This window comes from Bombiscardovia coagulans (assembly GCF_002259585.1).
In the GTDB taxonomy this organism is placed as follows: Bacteria; Actinomycetota; Actinomycetes; order Actinomycetales; family Bifidobacteriaceae; genus Bombiscardovia; species Bombiscardovia coagulans.
Map to the genome: position 1 here is coordinate 101,362 of NZ_MWWS01000002.1, position 15,885 is coordinate 117,246.

General features: G+C 46.5%; 11 protein-coding genes. 2 read left to right on the forward strand and 9 right to left on the reverse strand.

Going from position 1 to position 15,885, the window contains the following annotated elements:
- The first annotated feature begins 14 nt into the window (after positions 1-14).
- The gene (locus tag BOCO_RS00580; protein ID WP_094722171.1) at positions 15-812 is read left to right on the forward strand and encodes a 2,3-bisphosphoglycerate-dependent phosphoglycerate mutase; all 798 of its coding nucleotides are present in this window, start codon (positions 15-17) and stop codon (positions 810-812) included.
- 23 nt (positions 813-835) lie between these two features.
- Positions 836-1,759, forward strand: coding sequence for a LysR family transcriptional regulator (locus BOCO_RS00585; protein ID WP_094722172.1), 924 nt, complete (start codon positions 836-838; stop codon positions 1,757-1,759).
- Positions 1,760-1,787: 28 nt separating this feature from the next.
- Here the strand turns inward: BOCO_RS00585 and BOCO_RS00590 are convergent, their stop codons facing one another.
- The 9 genes from BOCO_RS00590 to lepA all read right to left on the reverse strand — a co-directional run bounded on the left by BOCO_RS00590 (position 1,788) and on the right by lepA (position 15,774).
- Positions 1,788-2,711, reverse strand: coding sequence for a DsbA family protein (locus BOCO_RS00590; protein ID WP_094722173.1), 924 nt, complete (start codon positions 2,709-2,711; stop codon positions 1,788-1,790).
- Positions 2,712-2,836: 125 nt separating this feature from the next.
- On the reverse strand, positions 2,837-6,028 hold the full coding sequence (locus BOCO_RS00595) for a bifunctional [glutamine synthetase] adenylyltransferase/[glutamine synthetase]-adenylyl-L-tyrosine phosphorylase (protein WP_094722174.1): 3,192 nt from the start codon (positions 6,026-6,028) through the stop codon (positions 2,837-2,839).
- Between the two features lie 236 nt (positions 6,029-6,264).
- Complete coding sequence (locus tag BOCO_RS00600; RefSeq protein WP_094722175.1) at positions 6,265-7,116, reverse strand: methylenetetrahydrofolate reductase; 852 nt, start codon at positions 7,114-7,116, stop codon at positions 6,265-6,267.
- Between the two features lie 32 nt (positions 7,117-7,148).
- The gene (metE, locus tag BOCO_RS00605; RefSeq protein WP_094722176.1) at positions 7,149-9,458 is read right to left on the reverse strand and encodes a 5-methyltetrahydropteroyltriglutamate--homocysteine S-methyltransferase; all 2,310 of its coding nucleotides are present in this window, start codon (positions 9,456-9,458) and stop codon (positions 7,149-7,151) included.
- A 198-nt stretch (positions 9,459-9,656) separates the two neighbouring features.
- Entirely contained in the window at positions 9,657-10,211 is a 555-nt protein-coding gene (locus tag BOCO_RS00610; RefSeq protein ID WP_094722177.1) for a SixA phosphatase family protein, read from the reverse strand.
- A 63-nt stretch (positions 10,212-10,274) separates the two neighbouring features.
- Entirely contained in the window at positions 10,275-11,423 is a 1,149-nt protein-coding gene (locus BOCO_RS00615; RefSeq protein WP_094722178.1) for a tRNA (adenine-N1)-methyltransferase, read from the reverse strand.
- A gap of 318 nt (positions 11,424-11,741) precedes the next feature.
- Entirely contained in the window at positions 11,742-12,197 is a 456-nt protein-coding gene (locus BOCO_RS00620; protein WP_094722179.1) for a hypothetical protein, read from the reverse strand.
- Between the two features lie 172 nt (positions 12,198-12,369).
- On the reverse strand, positions 12,370-13,746 hold the full coding sequence (gene hemW / locus BOCO_RS00625) for a radical SAM family heme chaperone HemW (RefSeq protein ID WP_094722180.1): 1,377 nt from the start codon (positions 13,744-13,746) through the stop codon (positions 12,370-12,372).
- Between the two features lie 150 nt (positions 13,747-13,896).
- Positions 13,897-15,774 carry a translation elongation factor 4 gene (gene lepA / locus BOCO_RS00630; RefSeq protein WP_094722181.1) on the reverse strand — a complete coding sequence of 626 codons (1,878 nt, stop codon included), beginning with the start codon at positions 15,772-15,774 and terminating at the stop codon, positions 13,897-13,899.
- Between the last annotated feature and the right edge of the window lie 111 nt (positions 15,775-15,885).

The window sequence follows — 15,885 nt, forward strand, 5'->3', positions numbered from 1 at the left end:
GCGGCACAAATCTCATGGTAGGGCAACTCATCATCATGCGTCATGGTCAGAGCGAATGGACCCGCCCCAACGTTAATCGTTTTGCTGGCTGGGTTGATGTAGATTTAAGTACCCATGGCAGACAGCAAGCCAAGCGCGCTGGCGAACTTCTTACAGAATGTGACATATATCCAGATTTAGTATTCACCTCTGTGCTGAGACGGTCTATTATTACTGCGAATCTAATACTGGACAAGATTGACCGTTTATGGATACCAGTTGAACGTTCTTGGCGACTGAACGAACGTCACTATGGCGCTTTTCAAGGACAAACTAGACCTGCAATGCTGAAACAATATGGCACAGCAGCCTTTAAGATCTATCGACGTTCTTATGACGTAGCACCTCCTGCTATTGCACGCAACTCACCATACAGTCAAGCCAATGACCCCCGCTACGGCTCCAGGTATAAGGACCATATAGACGCCATCGAACCTGCGAGAATTACTGCAGAGTCCCTTCAAGACTTACAAAAGCGTTTCTATCCATATTGGGAAGCACGCATCGCCCCACAAATCCTCGCTGGCAAAACCGTTCTAGTCGTTACACACGGATCAGTAGTCCGTGTCTTAATCAAAATGTTAGAGCATATTTCTCAGCAAGCAATCCGTAATGTAAATGTTCCAACTGGTGTTCCTATGATTTATAGGTTTACTACCTCCCCAGCAGGAAGGCTGGTGCCCTTGAAAGCAGGTGAGTATCTAGATCCCGACGCCGCTACAAGCGGTATTGCGCAGGTTGTGGCTTTAGGAGAGACCAGCAAAAACACTTGATCACATAGCTGTATACTGACCTCATGACCATTCTCCAGCTCAAATATATTGCTAAAATTGTGGAGTGTGGCTCAATGAATGAAGCCTCCCACGAACTCTACGTCTCACAGCCTGCCTTGTCTTCTGCTGTTAAAGAGCTTGAAAATGAATTAGGCATACAAATTTTCACACGCCACTCCCAGGGTATTGATCTAACCGTAGAAGGAGCTGAGTTTCTCACATATGCTCATCAAATTTTAGATCAGATTGGTTTGTTAGAAAGGCGTTACCAACAAACAAAACCTCGCAAGCAATTATGTCAGGTTTCCACACAGCACTATATGTTTACAGTCGAAGCCTTTGTAGAGATGATCAGCTCTAGCAACGCTAAAGAGTACGAATTCACCCTTCGAGAGACACAAACACGCGATATTATCGATCAAGTAGCATCCCTGCGCTCAGAAATCGGTATCATCTACCAGTCAACCTTCAATAGACGTGTCATCAATAAGCTATTGCGGGAAAAGCACTTGGTATTTCATCCTCTGTTTTCCTGCAAGCCACATGTCTTTATTGCTCGCAGCAATCCACTAGCAAAACTGGATGAAGTAACTATCAAAGATCTTGAACCATACCCCTTCCTTCAATATGAGCAAGGTAATGAGGGATCCTTCTATTACGCCGAAGAACCGGTTTGGCCCGACTATTCACCCCGCCAAATTACTGTTTCGGACCGTGCAACGATGCTTAATTTCATTGTCGGCCTCAATGCATATACGGTTTGTACTGGCATAGACAATGAGGATCTTAACACTGAAAAGATTACGACTATCCCCTTGCGCTCTGACGAAACTATGCTCTTGGGCTGGATCAGTAACGAGCACGCTAAGCTATCTCCAGCCGCTGTACTCTATTTGGATAAACTGAAGGAAGTGATTCAGCATCACGGTTACACAATCATTGAATGACCACATACTGTAACCGCATACATTCCACTTATAGAGGTCTTCCAGTTGCACCTATAGAAGGTATCTTTCCAGCCACTCCTACTTCAGTACTTTTTAAACCGATAGCTTTAAGCAAGTACTCCAGATAACCAGTTGAAGTCGAGCTTGTCTCTTCTTCTTCCACGTAAGTGTTGTTAATAATGACCGTGGGTGTTGTCAGCTTCCCCTTGTACGATCCCGAAGTATGCATAAGCTCTTGCCGAGTTTTAGTGTATTCGTTTAACTTTTGTGCCCATTCTATGTATTCACCTGATGCAGCCTGCTGAGCCACAGCATCAGATACACCTACCGACATGATTCTGTGCGCTAGTTGCTCATTAGTTATTGGCGTTTTATCATCTTCAGAAGGTTGAAAGTCTTGGGCATACAAGGATGCAACAACATCGATAACATGATACTGATCCAATTCAGCTATTGTGGCTATTGCTGACGCTGCCCTACTTGAGTATTGGTCTGATCGTAACCGGTCAAGGAAGTCCATAGTATGGATACCTACGTTGATTTGTCCTGCCTCCACCATCTTCTTAAGACTCGGATCTAAGGCCCTATGTAATTCAGCACATGGTGGGCACAAAAAGTCCATGTAAATATCCACTGTTGGCACGTGGTCACTCGGCTTCCCCACCCCATTTTTGCTTACAATTAAGCCCCCTTGCGAATCAGCCTTAGTAGGCTTGTGTGACACAGCTTGCAAGGCTCTGTACTCATCATTGTTCACTGGTTTCATCTGACGACCTGAGGCCTGGAGATGTTGACTTTGTCCATGGTCAGACTGAACCTTATGTCCCAGAGTCTGATACAGCACTAAACCGAGCAGTAGACAGCAAACAATAACTGGAATAGAGATTACAATCCAGATTCGTTTGCTGCGGGTTACCGGTTGAGATGATGAAGTCTTTATATCTGGCGTCATATCGAAATTCCCCCTCTAGCGACTAAGTAGACAACTATTAATAGATCGGAACCAATCGTAATTTTTATAAAATATTTTAACTCAAGCACCTATCGTTACTACAACGAGATCCTCATACCTATCTACTATTCACCATAAAAAAGACGGCTCACCACTTCTCGAGATCGTCGCATAGCAGCAAGGAGCTCGTTAGCAAATTCAGCACCGCGATGGGCCGGGTAACCACTATAGACAGCCATTGCCCCCAAAGTATAAGTATCGTCCGGTAGGATATCGGCCTGATTTATCTTTCCCAGCCACAGATAATTGCCGTTGCGTGCACTGGTACACATCTGCCACCCATGTTCCAAGGCGTTAGCATCCTCGATGTCAATCAACCTGAGTGATGACAACGCACGTAAGGCCCCTTTAGTTGAAGTAACTTGAAGCTCAGGATGACGACCTGCGTGCTCAAGTTGCAACAGCTGGACAGTCCATTCAACATCAGACAGCCCACCTGCACCTAATTTCAAATGCCGGTCTCTTCGCACTCCCCTAGGTAGTCTTTCAGCTTCCATTCTGGCTTTAAGTTTCCGAATCTCAGCTATTTGCATATCTTGCAAGGAAGTCATTGGATAGCGTATCGGATTAGCTATCTCTTGAAGAAAACGCTCACACAGTTGTGTGTCACCTGCAGCATACCTTGCCCGGAGTAATGCCTGATGCTCCCATACACTAGACCACTGTTGGTAGTAGTGCTTGCAGGATTTAAACGATCGGACTATAGGACCCGAACGCCCTTCTGGACGTAAATCAAGATCTATGTCCAGTTTTGGTTCGACACTCAAGGTCATACTCATCACAATGGACCGGAGTTGATTGCATACCGCCTGAGCATAGTGAGCTGCTTGCTGGTCACTGACGCCTTCATTAGGTTCATAAACAATCATGATATCCGCGTCTGAACTAAAGTTGACCTCCTGTCCACCATAGCGACCAAGAGCAATTATTGCGATCCTAGCTGGCTCATCGTCTACAGACATCTGCGTTACTTGGTTCGCTCTAGACCACTGTAAGGCCGCCTGAAGCATAGCGTCATAAACATCACTCATACCCCTCAAACAAGCATCTTCGCTGCAAACATGATTCATCCATCCCAGGCCAATGCGTTCAATCTCTCGTCGCCGCATTGATCTGAGAGCATTGGCAAAATCACCGATACTGTCTGCATGCCTTTGACGGAAAGAATCGCAGCTCACTGTCAGCGATTCAAGCGTTCTTGGATGCAATAACTGATCGTCACCCAGCCAAGTTACAGACTCAACTGACTTACACAAAGCTGATCCCAAATATCTCGAATTCGAAAGAACATGACACAAGCGTTTAGCAGCTGAGGTAGAGTCTCGCAGAAATCCCAGGTAAGCACTCTTGTTTCCAAAACGTTCTTCCAACGTTCTCCATCCCAGTAAACCCATATCTGGATCCTGCCCATTACCAAGCCAAGCAATGACAGCAGGCAAAAGAATACGATTGATTTTTGCTGAGCGTGTAAGGCCTCTCGTTAATGCCTGTACATGGCGGAAGGCTGCCTCAGGGTCAGCAAATCCTATTGAAGCGAAACGCTCTTTTGCTGCATGAGGTTCCAAACTCATTTCACCATCATCCAGCTGTGCATCAATAGGCAGCATTGGTCGGAAGAAAATGGTAAGGTGCAATGTCCTAATCTCCCGACGGGTTTGATCGTATCGTTCTACCAATTCATCTGGATGAATATGAAAAGCACGAGACAGTCTATAGATATCTTCATTGCCATCTAGATCTTCAATGGTCAGATTACGTCGAAAATCCAATCCGCCTCTATTATGGGTACCAAGATCGGGAAATAGATGAGTGCGTTTCAACAGCCACATTTGCTGTCGATGCTCCAGCACTCGTTCAAATCTATAGTCTGCGGCTAGCCGTTCAGCATGTCGGGATGAAACATACCCTGCCGAAGCGAGAGCGTTCAGGGCCTCAAGTGTAGACCGCGTCCGTAAGCTAAGGTCAGTACGACCGTGAACCATTTGCAGCATTTGCACGGTGAATTCGACATCACGCAATCCCCCTTGCCCAAGTTTGATTTCACGATCTTTGAGTTTTGAAGGAATTAATCGTTCTACTCGTTTTCTCATCTGCTGGCAGTCATAGACGAAATTAGGACGTTGTGCCGCTGACCAGACGAACTCATCACACATGTTTTCAAATTCTCGCCCCAGCTCCATATCGCCAGCAAGTGCGCGGGCCTTAATAAGTGCCTGAAACTCCCAGTTTTCAGCCCAAGAATCATAGTATTCTCGATAAGACGCCAGTGTGCGCACTAGCGGACCATGTTTACCTTCTGGGCGCAGAGCAGTATCAACCTTCCACAACGGTGGCTCACAAACTCCGGTAATAGCAGACTGGCAGACTTGCTGGAGAGTTACAGCTATCTTGCTACCAATTTGTATGAGCTGTTCTGAACTAACTACACCACCGGGATGTACAGGCTCCACAGCATAGACTAGGTCTACGTCTGAAACATAATTGAGTTCGCGAGCGCCCAACTTCCCCATTCCAATGATAACAAACTTGCATTCATGAGATTGTGCAACTCGGCGCTTAGCTATCATAAGTGCCGCTTGCAGGCACTCATCAGCAAGCTGTGAAAGTTGCGAGCTTATGAGAGGTTGATCCCGCTCGGCGTCGTCGCTGCTCAAGTCTTTCACCATGATCACCGCTAAGCGCCTATAGTATGCTTCTCTAAGATCATTAACAGCAGAGGCGTAATCAAAATTACTGCCGTGTTGACAGTGTGCGCTAACAACGGCAACAATATCGTCTTCGTTGGTAACTGTTGAATTCTTGAGGTCTGTTACAGCTGTTGTTACTGCTGCCACCAGTCGAGGACGATTCTGCATGAGGATACCCATGGCCTGAGAGGCACCGAGAACATTAACGAGTTGAGTCAGTGATTGTGGATGTTGAGACAGCCAATTGAGGCTGCATCTAGCCCATGCGGATGGTTTATTCAAAGAAGTCGCGCTTGTATCTTTGTTCCCCCCTCCATTCGAGAGTGTGGAAGTTCGCTGAGGTGACCAGTCTTCAGAACTCTCAATAATTCTTACCAACGATTCCAAAGCCCTATCTGGTTCGCAAGTCTGTGACAATGCAGTCAATAGGACTTTGCCACCAGCTTGCCCTAAGCCTTTTGCTGACAGCTCAGATAGTTCCTGTCGAGCCTTTCCTAGATCTCTCAATCCAGCTCGAATAAGATCTACCGAGCTTAAAGCTAAACCGAAACTCTTATCATCAGCTTTCACCTACCGCCACCTTTGCTTATATTATGTCAATAGCATTGGTAAGCACTTACATACTCCCATGCATTTATGTTTCATCTACAGCTTTACCCAGTCCCTAGTTTCACCATAACTAAGTCATCACTAATTTTCCAGTCACCAGCAAATATCTACATGTGAAAGCAGCACTCACCATAAATATGTGAGGTAGGCAATACAGGAAAATGGCTTTGACAGCGCTTATAGAAAACAAGCCACCACTATAACGCTTCTTCAAATAGCGATTGGACATTATTCCAGATTCTGCGAGTAACAACAGGATGGTTCATAGAATACAGATGAATACCATCAACACCTTGAGACACTAGGTCACTGATTTGCTGAGAAGCATACACAATACCAGCCTCACATAGTGATTTCGGCTTATTCCCCCATTTCTCAAGTAAGCGAGTAACCGCAGGAGGAATGCATGAACCACACGTTTCGCTCATATGACGCACCTGACCTGCTCTGGTGATTGGCATAATTCCAGCCTCTATCGGGACATCAATTCCAGCAGCACGAGCACGTCCTACAAAATTCATAAAATCTGAATTGTCATAAAACAATTGAGATATCAAATGCCCAGCACCTGCATCAACTTTTTCTTTCAAATGACGAATGTCCTCTTCAACAGATAAAGCCTCTGGATGCGTTTCCGGATAGCAGGCAGCCATTATCAGAAAATCAGGTCTAGCTTCATGAACATATGTAATAAGGTCACAAGCATGCTGGTACACGCCTAAAGGTTCTTTACCATCCGTCCTATCCCCTCTGAGCAGTAACAGAGCCTTGACACCAGCGCACTCAAACATGTCTAATGCTTCATCCACCGCGACTTGGTCAGCATACTGGGAGGTTAGGTGTGCAACTGTAGGAATTGCGTACTCTCCTCGTATGGTGGCACAAATTCGCGCAGTAGCTGTACGGTCTGCATACCGACCAGTACCATAAGTGACGGAAATAAAATCGGGATGCAAACTTTCCAAGCCGTCAAGGGTATCGTAAATAGTGCCTACTGTAGTGTTTCTCTTTGGCGGGAAGACTTCTAAGGAAAAGATAGGTGCATGCATCCTCGACCTCCCCTGGTTCTAATAAGTCTGTGCTACTCAACTTCTGCACGCACACGGTGCGCTGCTGCTACCATATGTTCTATACTGGGCCATGCTTCTAGCTCAGATCTAGTCTTTAATCCACAATCTGGATTAATCCATACTTTCGTAGGAGACATTTTCCGCAATATGAGCCTAATACGTTCTTCAATCTCAGATTGAGAAGGAATGCGTGGGGAATGTATATCGTAGACACCAGGTCCTGCTTCAGTTTCAAAATGTGTTGCTTCTATGGCATCTAAAACCGTTAAGTCTGATCGAGAAGCTTCGAAAGAAATCACGTCGGCGTCCATAGCGTCTATATCTGAAATAATGTCGTTGAATTCTGAGTAACACATATGGGTGTGTATTTGGGTAGTAGCCTTTACCCCGGAGTGCACTAAGCGAAAGGCAGGAATAGCCCAATCCAAATATTTCTTATGCCAATCTGTATGTCGAAGTGGCAGTTTTTCCCTAAGGGCAGCTTCATCTATCTGAATAATGCGAATACCAGCAGCTTCTAAATCAAGTACTTCATCACGGATTGCTAATGCCAATTGCTGGGTTTGCTCTTGAGGACTGATGTCTTCACGGGGCCAGGACCAGTTGAAAATCGTCACTGGACCGGTAAGCATTCCTTTAACAAGACGTTTCGTACGAGACTGGGCATAGGCACTCCAGCGCACAGTCATAGGCTTTGATCTAGAAATATCACTCCATATTACCGGTGGTTTCACGCAACGAGTTCCATATGACTGAACCCACGCGTTCTGAGTAAAAAGGAATCCGTTGAGCTGTTGTCCGAAGTACTCGACCATGTCGTTACGCTCAAATTCGCCGTGCACTAAAACATCGATTCCGAGTTGTTCTTGCAGTTCTATGACGTGATCAATGCGCTGGGCAATAAAGTGATTGTATTGATCACTATCGATTTCTCCTGTACTGAAACGAGCTCGTTCACTTCTTATTTCATTAGTCTGGGGGAAAGACCCAATCGTGGTAGTTGGTAGTATAGGCAGCCCGAGTCGTTGGCGCTGTATGGGTTGCCGACTTGAACGACTGGGCTGCCTGATATAGTCCTCGGGCTTGAGGCGTGCCAGACGGTTTTGAACAGCAACATCCGTACAAACTCGCTGTTCACTCCACAGCTTTTGATTAGCAGTAAGGAGGCTATCGTGCTGCCTCACAAGATTTCCCTCCTGTGTCAAGTATGCAAGATCGTGTAATTCTCCAAGTTTTTCAATAGCAAACGCTAGGTGGTCACGTACTTCAGGTGCAAGTTCGCTTTCTGCCTGCACGCTCAAAGGTACATGCAGCAGAGACGCAGATGTTGAGAGTACTAGGTTCGGCGTAAGTTCTTGCAGACTGTCTATCAGCTTAAGACTTTCTGTATAGTTGTTCTTCCATATATTGCGGCCACTCACCACTCCAGCAACAATGCTGGTATCCTCATGTACACCGACTTGTTGTATAACAGCTAGATTATCCTCACCTCCTTCAACAAAATCCAGTCCTATCGCATCAAAGCCCATATGAGTTACTACCTCGTAACAATCTGCTATGTGCCCAAAATAAGTCTGTATAAGCAATTGAATAGAACCACGAGTACTATGACGAGCAGGGAGAATATGGCTATACAACCCTCTCAAGAGATTGATGTCTTCTTCACCCTTGTCAAGAACTAAGTACGGTTCATCAAATTGCACCCACGACGCTCCTAAATCGATGAAGCGTCGAATGACATGTGCGTATACATCACTAACGGCTTCAACTACTTGATCGTCGTATTTGATCTGTTCACCTCTAGGACCCCGAGTGAGTTTCAGGAAGGTATAGGGACCGATAAGCACCGGTTTAGTATGTATACCCAGAGCTTTCGCTTCTTGGAATTCATCGAACGGTTTAGAAGAACTCAGTGCTATGGTAGTGGAACTGTCCAGTTCAGGAACCAAGTAGTGATAGTTGGTGGTGAACCATTTTTTCATTGCTAAGGCAGTTACATCACCTTGGCTGCCCTGGTAACCTCTTGCCATAGCAAAAAGTGTGTCTTCTTCATTAAGTCCCAAGTCTTGATAACGATTTGGAACAAGTCCTAACATAACAGCTGTATCGAGCATTTGGTCGTAATAACTGAAGTCATTGCTTGGTATGAGATCAATACCAGCTTCCGCTTGCAACCGCCAATGACGAGACCTGAGCTCTTGAGCTGTTGCACGAAGTGCTGCCACATTACTTTGACCCTTCCAGTAGCACTCAATAGCCTTCTTGAGCTCTCTTTGCGCACCGATGCGCGGGAACCCGACGACAGAAGTAATGACGGACATAAACCCTCCAAGCTCTGCTCATGCAACTACCAGATAGACTAACAGCGACAAGGCAAATGAGGGTAATTGAGAGAATTGTAGTGTCGTCATAAATCGAAGTTATATGTTCCCAGGATGCACTGAGTAACCCTTGCATACCCTGTTGCGGTTGCAGGCTTACCTATAAGCCGGTTACATTAGCCACTTCCAGCACATACCTCAGACATGTTTGGGGCCAAACAAACCGAGGTACCTTGCATGGTGCAACTGCCAAGAGTTAAAAGGATCGTTACTTGCCAATATGGCAACATTCGCAGGCGCCATACCCAAATCCAATAGGCCCACAGCCCCTTGGTCACTTTCGGCACTAGCAAGCAACTGAGCAGTCATGGACACGGTCGGCTCATGGGTTACTATCAATAACTCGTGTTCCTCGGGCTTAGAAGCCTCCAACAAATCGAAAACCGCTTGCGGTCCTTCCGCATATAAGCTTTCTTTATACTCAACTTTTGGACCATCTCCGAATGACTCGAGCATCTGGTCCAACGTCTGTCTCGTTCTGCTAGCACCGGAACATGCAATACAGTCCGGTATAAGAGACAATCGAGTTAAAGACTTCCCCATGGCTACTGCTTGTTTAAGGCCTAACGAACTCAAAGGTCTCATTCTATCTGTGCCCTGGCCAGCAGACTGAGCTTGCGCATGCCTCATCAGCAATAATCTATAGGTATATTGCTTTGCATCTCGTGCCAAAGCTACGGCATCCACGACCATGTGTTCTCCTTCATTCTACGTCTGGCATGTCCTTAACTTCTACGACAAAGATAAGCCAGTCTCTCATTCAAGATTACCAGCCCTTACCTGCTGCTCTTGATGTTGCAAGTCGCGCAAAACCTTGCGCAATTTACGGTCAGAGATATCTCTCAACTCCAACTGAGCAAGACTTGCATCATCCGAAGGAACATGCTGACTATCACTGTCATCAGAGCGGTTATCAATATCAGCATACGTATCTTTCGCAGCATGATTGCGTCGGCGCAAAGCTGTGTTGTCAGCAGCCATAGCTCGTGAAACTAAGAGAAAACCGGTGTGCCCGATCATCTCATGCTGAGGGCGAACTGCTAACCCGTCACTCTTCCATGAACGTTCAAAGGTTTCAAGAATTTCTGGTTCTGTCCACATACAACTTGCACGAAGGGCTTCAGATAGTCGACTCAACTGTGTTGTTGTCGTGACATACGCTGTGAAAACACCACCGGGTGCGAGAACCTGCCAAGCGGCACTGATCCTGTTCCAAGGATCCAGCATGTCTAGTACAACCCGATCGAAACTATGAACAGGCAAGTTCATGACGACCTGGTCGAAACTTCCAACCAGCAGCTCCCACCAGGATGGTTTACCTCCGAAATAGACTGTGGCATTGCCCTCTGCTACACGCGCGAATTCAGGCCTTATTTCCACAGTAGTTACTGAGCCTTCTGCACCAACCGCATCCAAAAGTGCTATACTCATCGCACCCGAGCCTGCACCTGATTCCAATACACGCATTCCCGAACGAATATCTCCTATTGACAGCACCTGGGCGATATCTTTGGGGTACATAATTTGCGCACCGCGAGGCATAGAAAGGATAAAATCATTCAGTCTCGGCCTCATCAGAGTGAATTGCCAGCCACCCTGAGATCTAGCAGCTTTCCATGGTTTTCTTTGTAAGTCCCGCTCTTGGACGTATAGTGCTTCCTCTGGCTTAGGACTGTCTCGAGAGACGTTCACAGCATTTTCAGATTGATCTTGTACAGTCTGTAATTCCTGCGCCGATAGAGTAGTAACTATTGATCCTTCTTCTTGCCCTATGAGCCTGTCATGAGCCAAAAACCCACGATGAGTCTGAGTAACCGCCCCAACCTCCAACATAAGAGTGAGCATTTTACCTTTTCGATCTGTCAGCTGGACTTTTTCGCCAGCACGCACTGGTCCTCGTCTCACTCGTAACACTCCCCTAATCTACATCGCAAAAAATGGAAAAATACCGATCAAGGTACCGGGCTTTTTATGGTGCATCCGCAACCGAGAGTTATCACCTAGGAAAAGGAAAACTACTTTGGAAAGCTCGAAGTACTCTCACATCAGCCACTTGATCTCAGCACAGCCCTTTTACCAACAGCTATCTATCGCATAAAAAAGAGCAGTTTCTCAGCTCAGTCCACGGTATGAAAGCCGGCAAGAAACTGCCCCTGCGTGCTCACAAATGGGGCTTTATAAAAACGCATCTATTACACACGACATGCCCCAAAAAAGACAAACTCAGACAGCCGTACCGTAAGAGTCTAGCCGAGGATTTTCCTTATAGGAGCCTCCTACGAAGAAAAGACTCAGCACACCAACTATGAACACTGCGCTTATCGTCACAATAGCCCACATGGGAAGATTAGGGATCCACATGACTACTAAGAAAGCAATAGCTGACAAAACAATCAACGTCCAGCTCACAAAGCGGAACCACTGCTTCACACTCCGCGGCTTATGTGACAGCTTAGCATCGTTCAGATTGGGATTTACGGCAGTACTATAGGTCACATCGTGATGTCCAGATGGTTTCCATTCACCATTGTCTCCATTTGCGAGACGACGTGCCTTGTCCTGTAGAGAACTCTCATCGACCACACCCCTACGACTCTTCATTGATCCACGAGCATACGGGCCTCGCCCTTCTTGTTGAGCACTCTTCGCCTGCGCCCGACGTTCAGCACGATTCGACATTCCTGCCTCCATGATTTGCTTCCACAACTAATAACGCATACATTTTCATCAGTGATGATGACACTTGCAAAAAAGCAGACGCTATCTTTACCGGTATCCATGCTAACCGAAGCTCTTGTCAGAGCAAATCGGACAACATCATCAGCAGCACCTGCTTCAATATAGGCACAACCTATACACCATTAGTTACCAGATCAAGAACTTGAGCTATCAAGTCGTCATTAAGGAGACGCCCTTTACGCGTAGCTACTATTCGACCACCACTTACAAGAGCTAGATCATGAGATACTGCAGGCACAAAATCAGCCTCCGCCCAAACGTGACCACTTACTGCACTAAGCTGCTTCAATGAAAGACCTTCACGAAGACGTAAACCAAGCATAACTGTTTCCTCAATGTCCTCTACAAGGGTGATCGCTTCTCCACCACCCCAAGGCACTTCCCCAGCTTGTACTGCTTGCGCCCAGACCTTTGGGTGTGCTATATCCCAGGCCCTAATAGGTGCTATAGAGCAAAACTCTGGGCTCGGCTTAGTCAGAGCAGCTAACGGAGTATAAGCTGACGCAGATGTCTGCGTGCTTGACTGCTCAGAGTCTTGGGCTTGGCTTGTTGTCCTCCAAATCGTTTGCTTCGAACTTCCTCGTATAAGGCCTTTCTCTACAGCAAACGCCACACGATTGTAGTGCGAATGCGCACCAGGTCCAATCCCTGCCCAATCGATATTGCGCCAGTAGCCTACATTATGCCGTGACTCTTGCCCGGGACATGCCCAGTTTGAAATTTCATACCAGCCTAACCCAGCCTGCGTAAGCATATCATCAACAAGCTCGTATTTAGCAGCCTCATCATCGTCGTCAGGCCCTTTCAATTGTCCTCTAGTAACCTGACGCCCCATTTTTGTGGTCGGCTCGAGAGTCAAAGCATATGCAGAAATATGTTGAACTTCGAGATCTAATGCAGCCTGTACGCTTCGCTGCCAATCATCTAAACTCTCACCAGGGGTCCCATAAATCAAATCAACACTTGAGCGTAGACCCTGCCGCTGAGCGGCCCGCACGTTCGTAGTTACGTTTTCTGGAGTATGGGTCCTATCAAGCGTAGCTAGCACATGAGGGACTGCTGACTGCATCCCGAATGAGATGCGGGTAAAACCACCATCCGCCAACTGAGCTAAATACTGTTCATCAACGGTATCGGGATTCGCTTCCGTTGTTACTTCGGCTCCATACTCTAGGCCCCACAATTCTTCTGCTGCTTTGACCATACGAATCAAATCAGCAGCAGGAAGGATTGTCGGCGTACCCCCGCCAAAAAAGATACTGGAGAGAGCTGGTTCCTCTATTCCATGTATCTGTTGCCAATCATGAACCAAACGCATTTCCGCTATAGCCAGATTGGCATAATTACTACGACTAGCACCTCCACCCATATCGGTAGCCGTATAGGTATTAAAATCACAGTATCCGCATCGTTTCAAGCAAAATGGTACATGAATGTACAGTTCAAACGGTACTCGTGCTTGAACTGTACGATTAATACTTGCGTCCATACAGACACCTCATTTATTGGCAGCAGGGTATGCTGCTGTTCGCAGTACACTGCTGCTCGTCGATTTTAAGAAATGGGAAAGTGAAATGAATAGCACTTCCCAGTATTCATCAAAAGCAAGTTTCATATACATCGTAGCGGAGGGAGATGTTCACTCATTACTCTTTTTGGCCGCTCGGATCTTATCTTTAGAATCACGATCTTCCGCATCACCAGTACTGAGAGCCGCAATGAACGCTTCCTGAGGCACTTCGACATGCCCTAGCATTTTCATACGCTTTTTACCGGCCTTTTGCTTTTCAAGCAGCTTACGCTTTCGTGTTATATCACCCCCGTAGCACTTTGCAAGCACATCTTTACGCAAGGCACGGATAGTTTCCCTAGCAATAATCCTGGAGCCTATAGCAGCCTGAATCGGTATCTCGAACTGCTGACGAGGAATGAGTTCGCGCAGTTTCTTAGTCATCATTACGCCATATGTATATGATTTTTCCTTGTGGACGATAGCACTGAAGGCGTCAATTTTATCGCCCTGAATAAGAATATCTACCTTAACCAGGTCTGCTGCCTGCTCGCCGTCTTCGTGGTAATCCAAACTTGCATAGCCCTTGGTTCGACTTTTCAGTTGGTCAAAGAAGTCAAACACTATTTCTGCAAGAGGCATGGTGTAGTGCATCTCAACGCGCTCAGGACTTAAGTATTCCATTGTTCCCATCTGCCCTCGATGGTCTTGGCAAAGGTCCATGACTGAGCCGATAAATTCTTTTGGGGTAATAATAGAGGCTGCAACTAGGGGTTCAACAATCTTTTTTACTTTGCCGTCGGGAAATTCACTCGGATTTTTCACTAAGTGCTGAGAACCATCTTCCATCGTAACCTTGTAGGTGACGTTCGGCGCTGTAGAGATAAGATCAAGGCCGAATTCCCGACTTAATCTTTCACTGACGATCTCCATATGTAGGAGTCCCAAAAAACCACAGCGGAAACCGAAACCTAATGCCACAGATGTTTCTGGCTCATAGACCAATGCAGCATCATTCAGCTTGAGCTTATCTAGAGCTTCACGCAGTTCAGGGAACTGCGCATTGTCCACAGGAAACAGTCCTGAATACACCATAGGTTGTGGATCACGATAACCAGGTAAAGGTTGCTCAGCTGGCAAGGTTTCGGTTGTAATAGTGTCGCCAACTTTTGACTGAGCTACATCTTTTACACCGGTAATGACGTATCCAACTTCGCCAGCACCCAGCGCTTTGGTAGCTATCATATCCGGACAAATAACGCCAAGTTCTCCTGGATCATGCACCGTGCCTAAACTCATCATTCGGATTTTTTGGCGGGCTTTCAATTCCCCATCAACCATTCGTATATAGGTAACTATCCCTCGATACGGATCGTAGACTGAATCGAAGATGAGTGCACGAACTGGAGCTTGAGATTGCCCATGAGGGGGTGGGACTTCATCGACAATTTGATTAAGTAACTCCCGAATCCCTTCACCAGTTTTTCCTGATACTCGCAAAACATCGTCAGGTGAGCACCCTAATAAGTTGGCAATTTCAGCTGCGTGACGGTCAGGATCAGCGCTAGGTAAATCAATCTTATTGAGCACCGGTATGATAGTAAGATCATGCTCAATTGCCATATATAAGTTAGAAAGCGTCTGAGCTTCGATACCTTGTGTTGCATCTACCAGCAGGACCGCGCCCTCACACGCTTCAAGTGCACGAGAAACTTCATATGTAAAATCAACGTGACCTGGGGTATCAATCATGCCCAGCGTATACTCAGTTCCATCCTTCACCCATGGCACTCTAACTGCCTGTGATTTGATAGTAATACCACGCTCTTGTTCGATGTCCATGCGATCGAGGAATTGGTCATGCATATCTCTTTGCGAGACCACCCCACTCAGCTGAAGAACACGATCAGCTACCGTTGACTTACCATGGTCAATATGCGCTATTATGCAAAAATTGCGGATAAGCGACTGCTGTGTGAATCCTGGCTGGTTTGTGTACGTAACCACCGGGCTCCTCTCCTCCAGACTTCTTAGAAGGCAATCCTATCTCTAACCCTAGGCTTTGAGTATGGAAAGACAGACTAATAATATCTAGCAGGTGAGGAAATTGAGCATGTT

Bases quoted from the DNA above. Each gene is read 5' to 3' on its own strand.
- BOCO_RS00585 (WP_094722172.1), top strand. From the start codon at position 836: ATGACCATTCTCCAGCTCAAATATATTGCTAAAATTGTGGAGTGTGGC.
- BOCO_RS00610 (WP_094722177.1), bottom strand. From the start codon at position 10,211: ATGGTCGTGGATGCCGTAGCTTTGGCACGAGATGCAAAGCAATATACC.
- metE (WP_094722176.1), bottom strand. From the start codon at position 9,458: ATGTCCGTCATTACTTCTGTCGTCGGGTTCCCGCGCATCGGTGCGCAA.
- hemW (WP_094722180.1), bottom strand. From the start codon at position 13,746: ATGGACGCAAGTATTAATCGTACAGTTCAAGCACGAGTACCGTTTGAA.
- BOCO_RS00580 (WP_094722171.1), top strand. From the start codon at position 15: ATGGTAGGGCAACTCATCATCATGCGTCATGGTCAGAGCGAATGGACC.
- BOCO_RS00600 (WP_094722175.1), bottom strand. From the start codon at position 7,116: ATGCATGCACCTATCTTTTCCTTAGAAGTCTTCCCGCCAAAGAGAAAC.
- BOCO_RS00620 (WP_094722179.1), bottom strand. From the start codon at position 12,197: ATGTCGAATCGTGCTGAACGTCGGGCGCAGGCGAAGAGTGCTCAACAA.
- BOCO_RS00590 (WP_094722173.1), bottom strand. From the start codon at position 2,711: ATGACGCCAGATATAAAGACTTCATCATCTCAACCGGTAACCCGCAGC.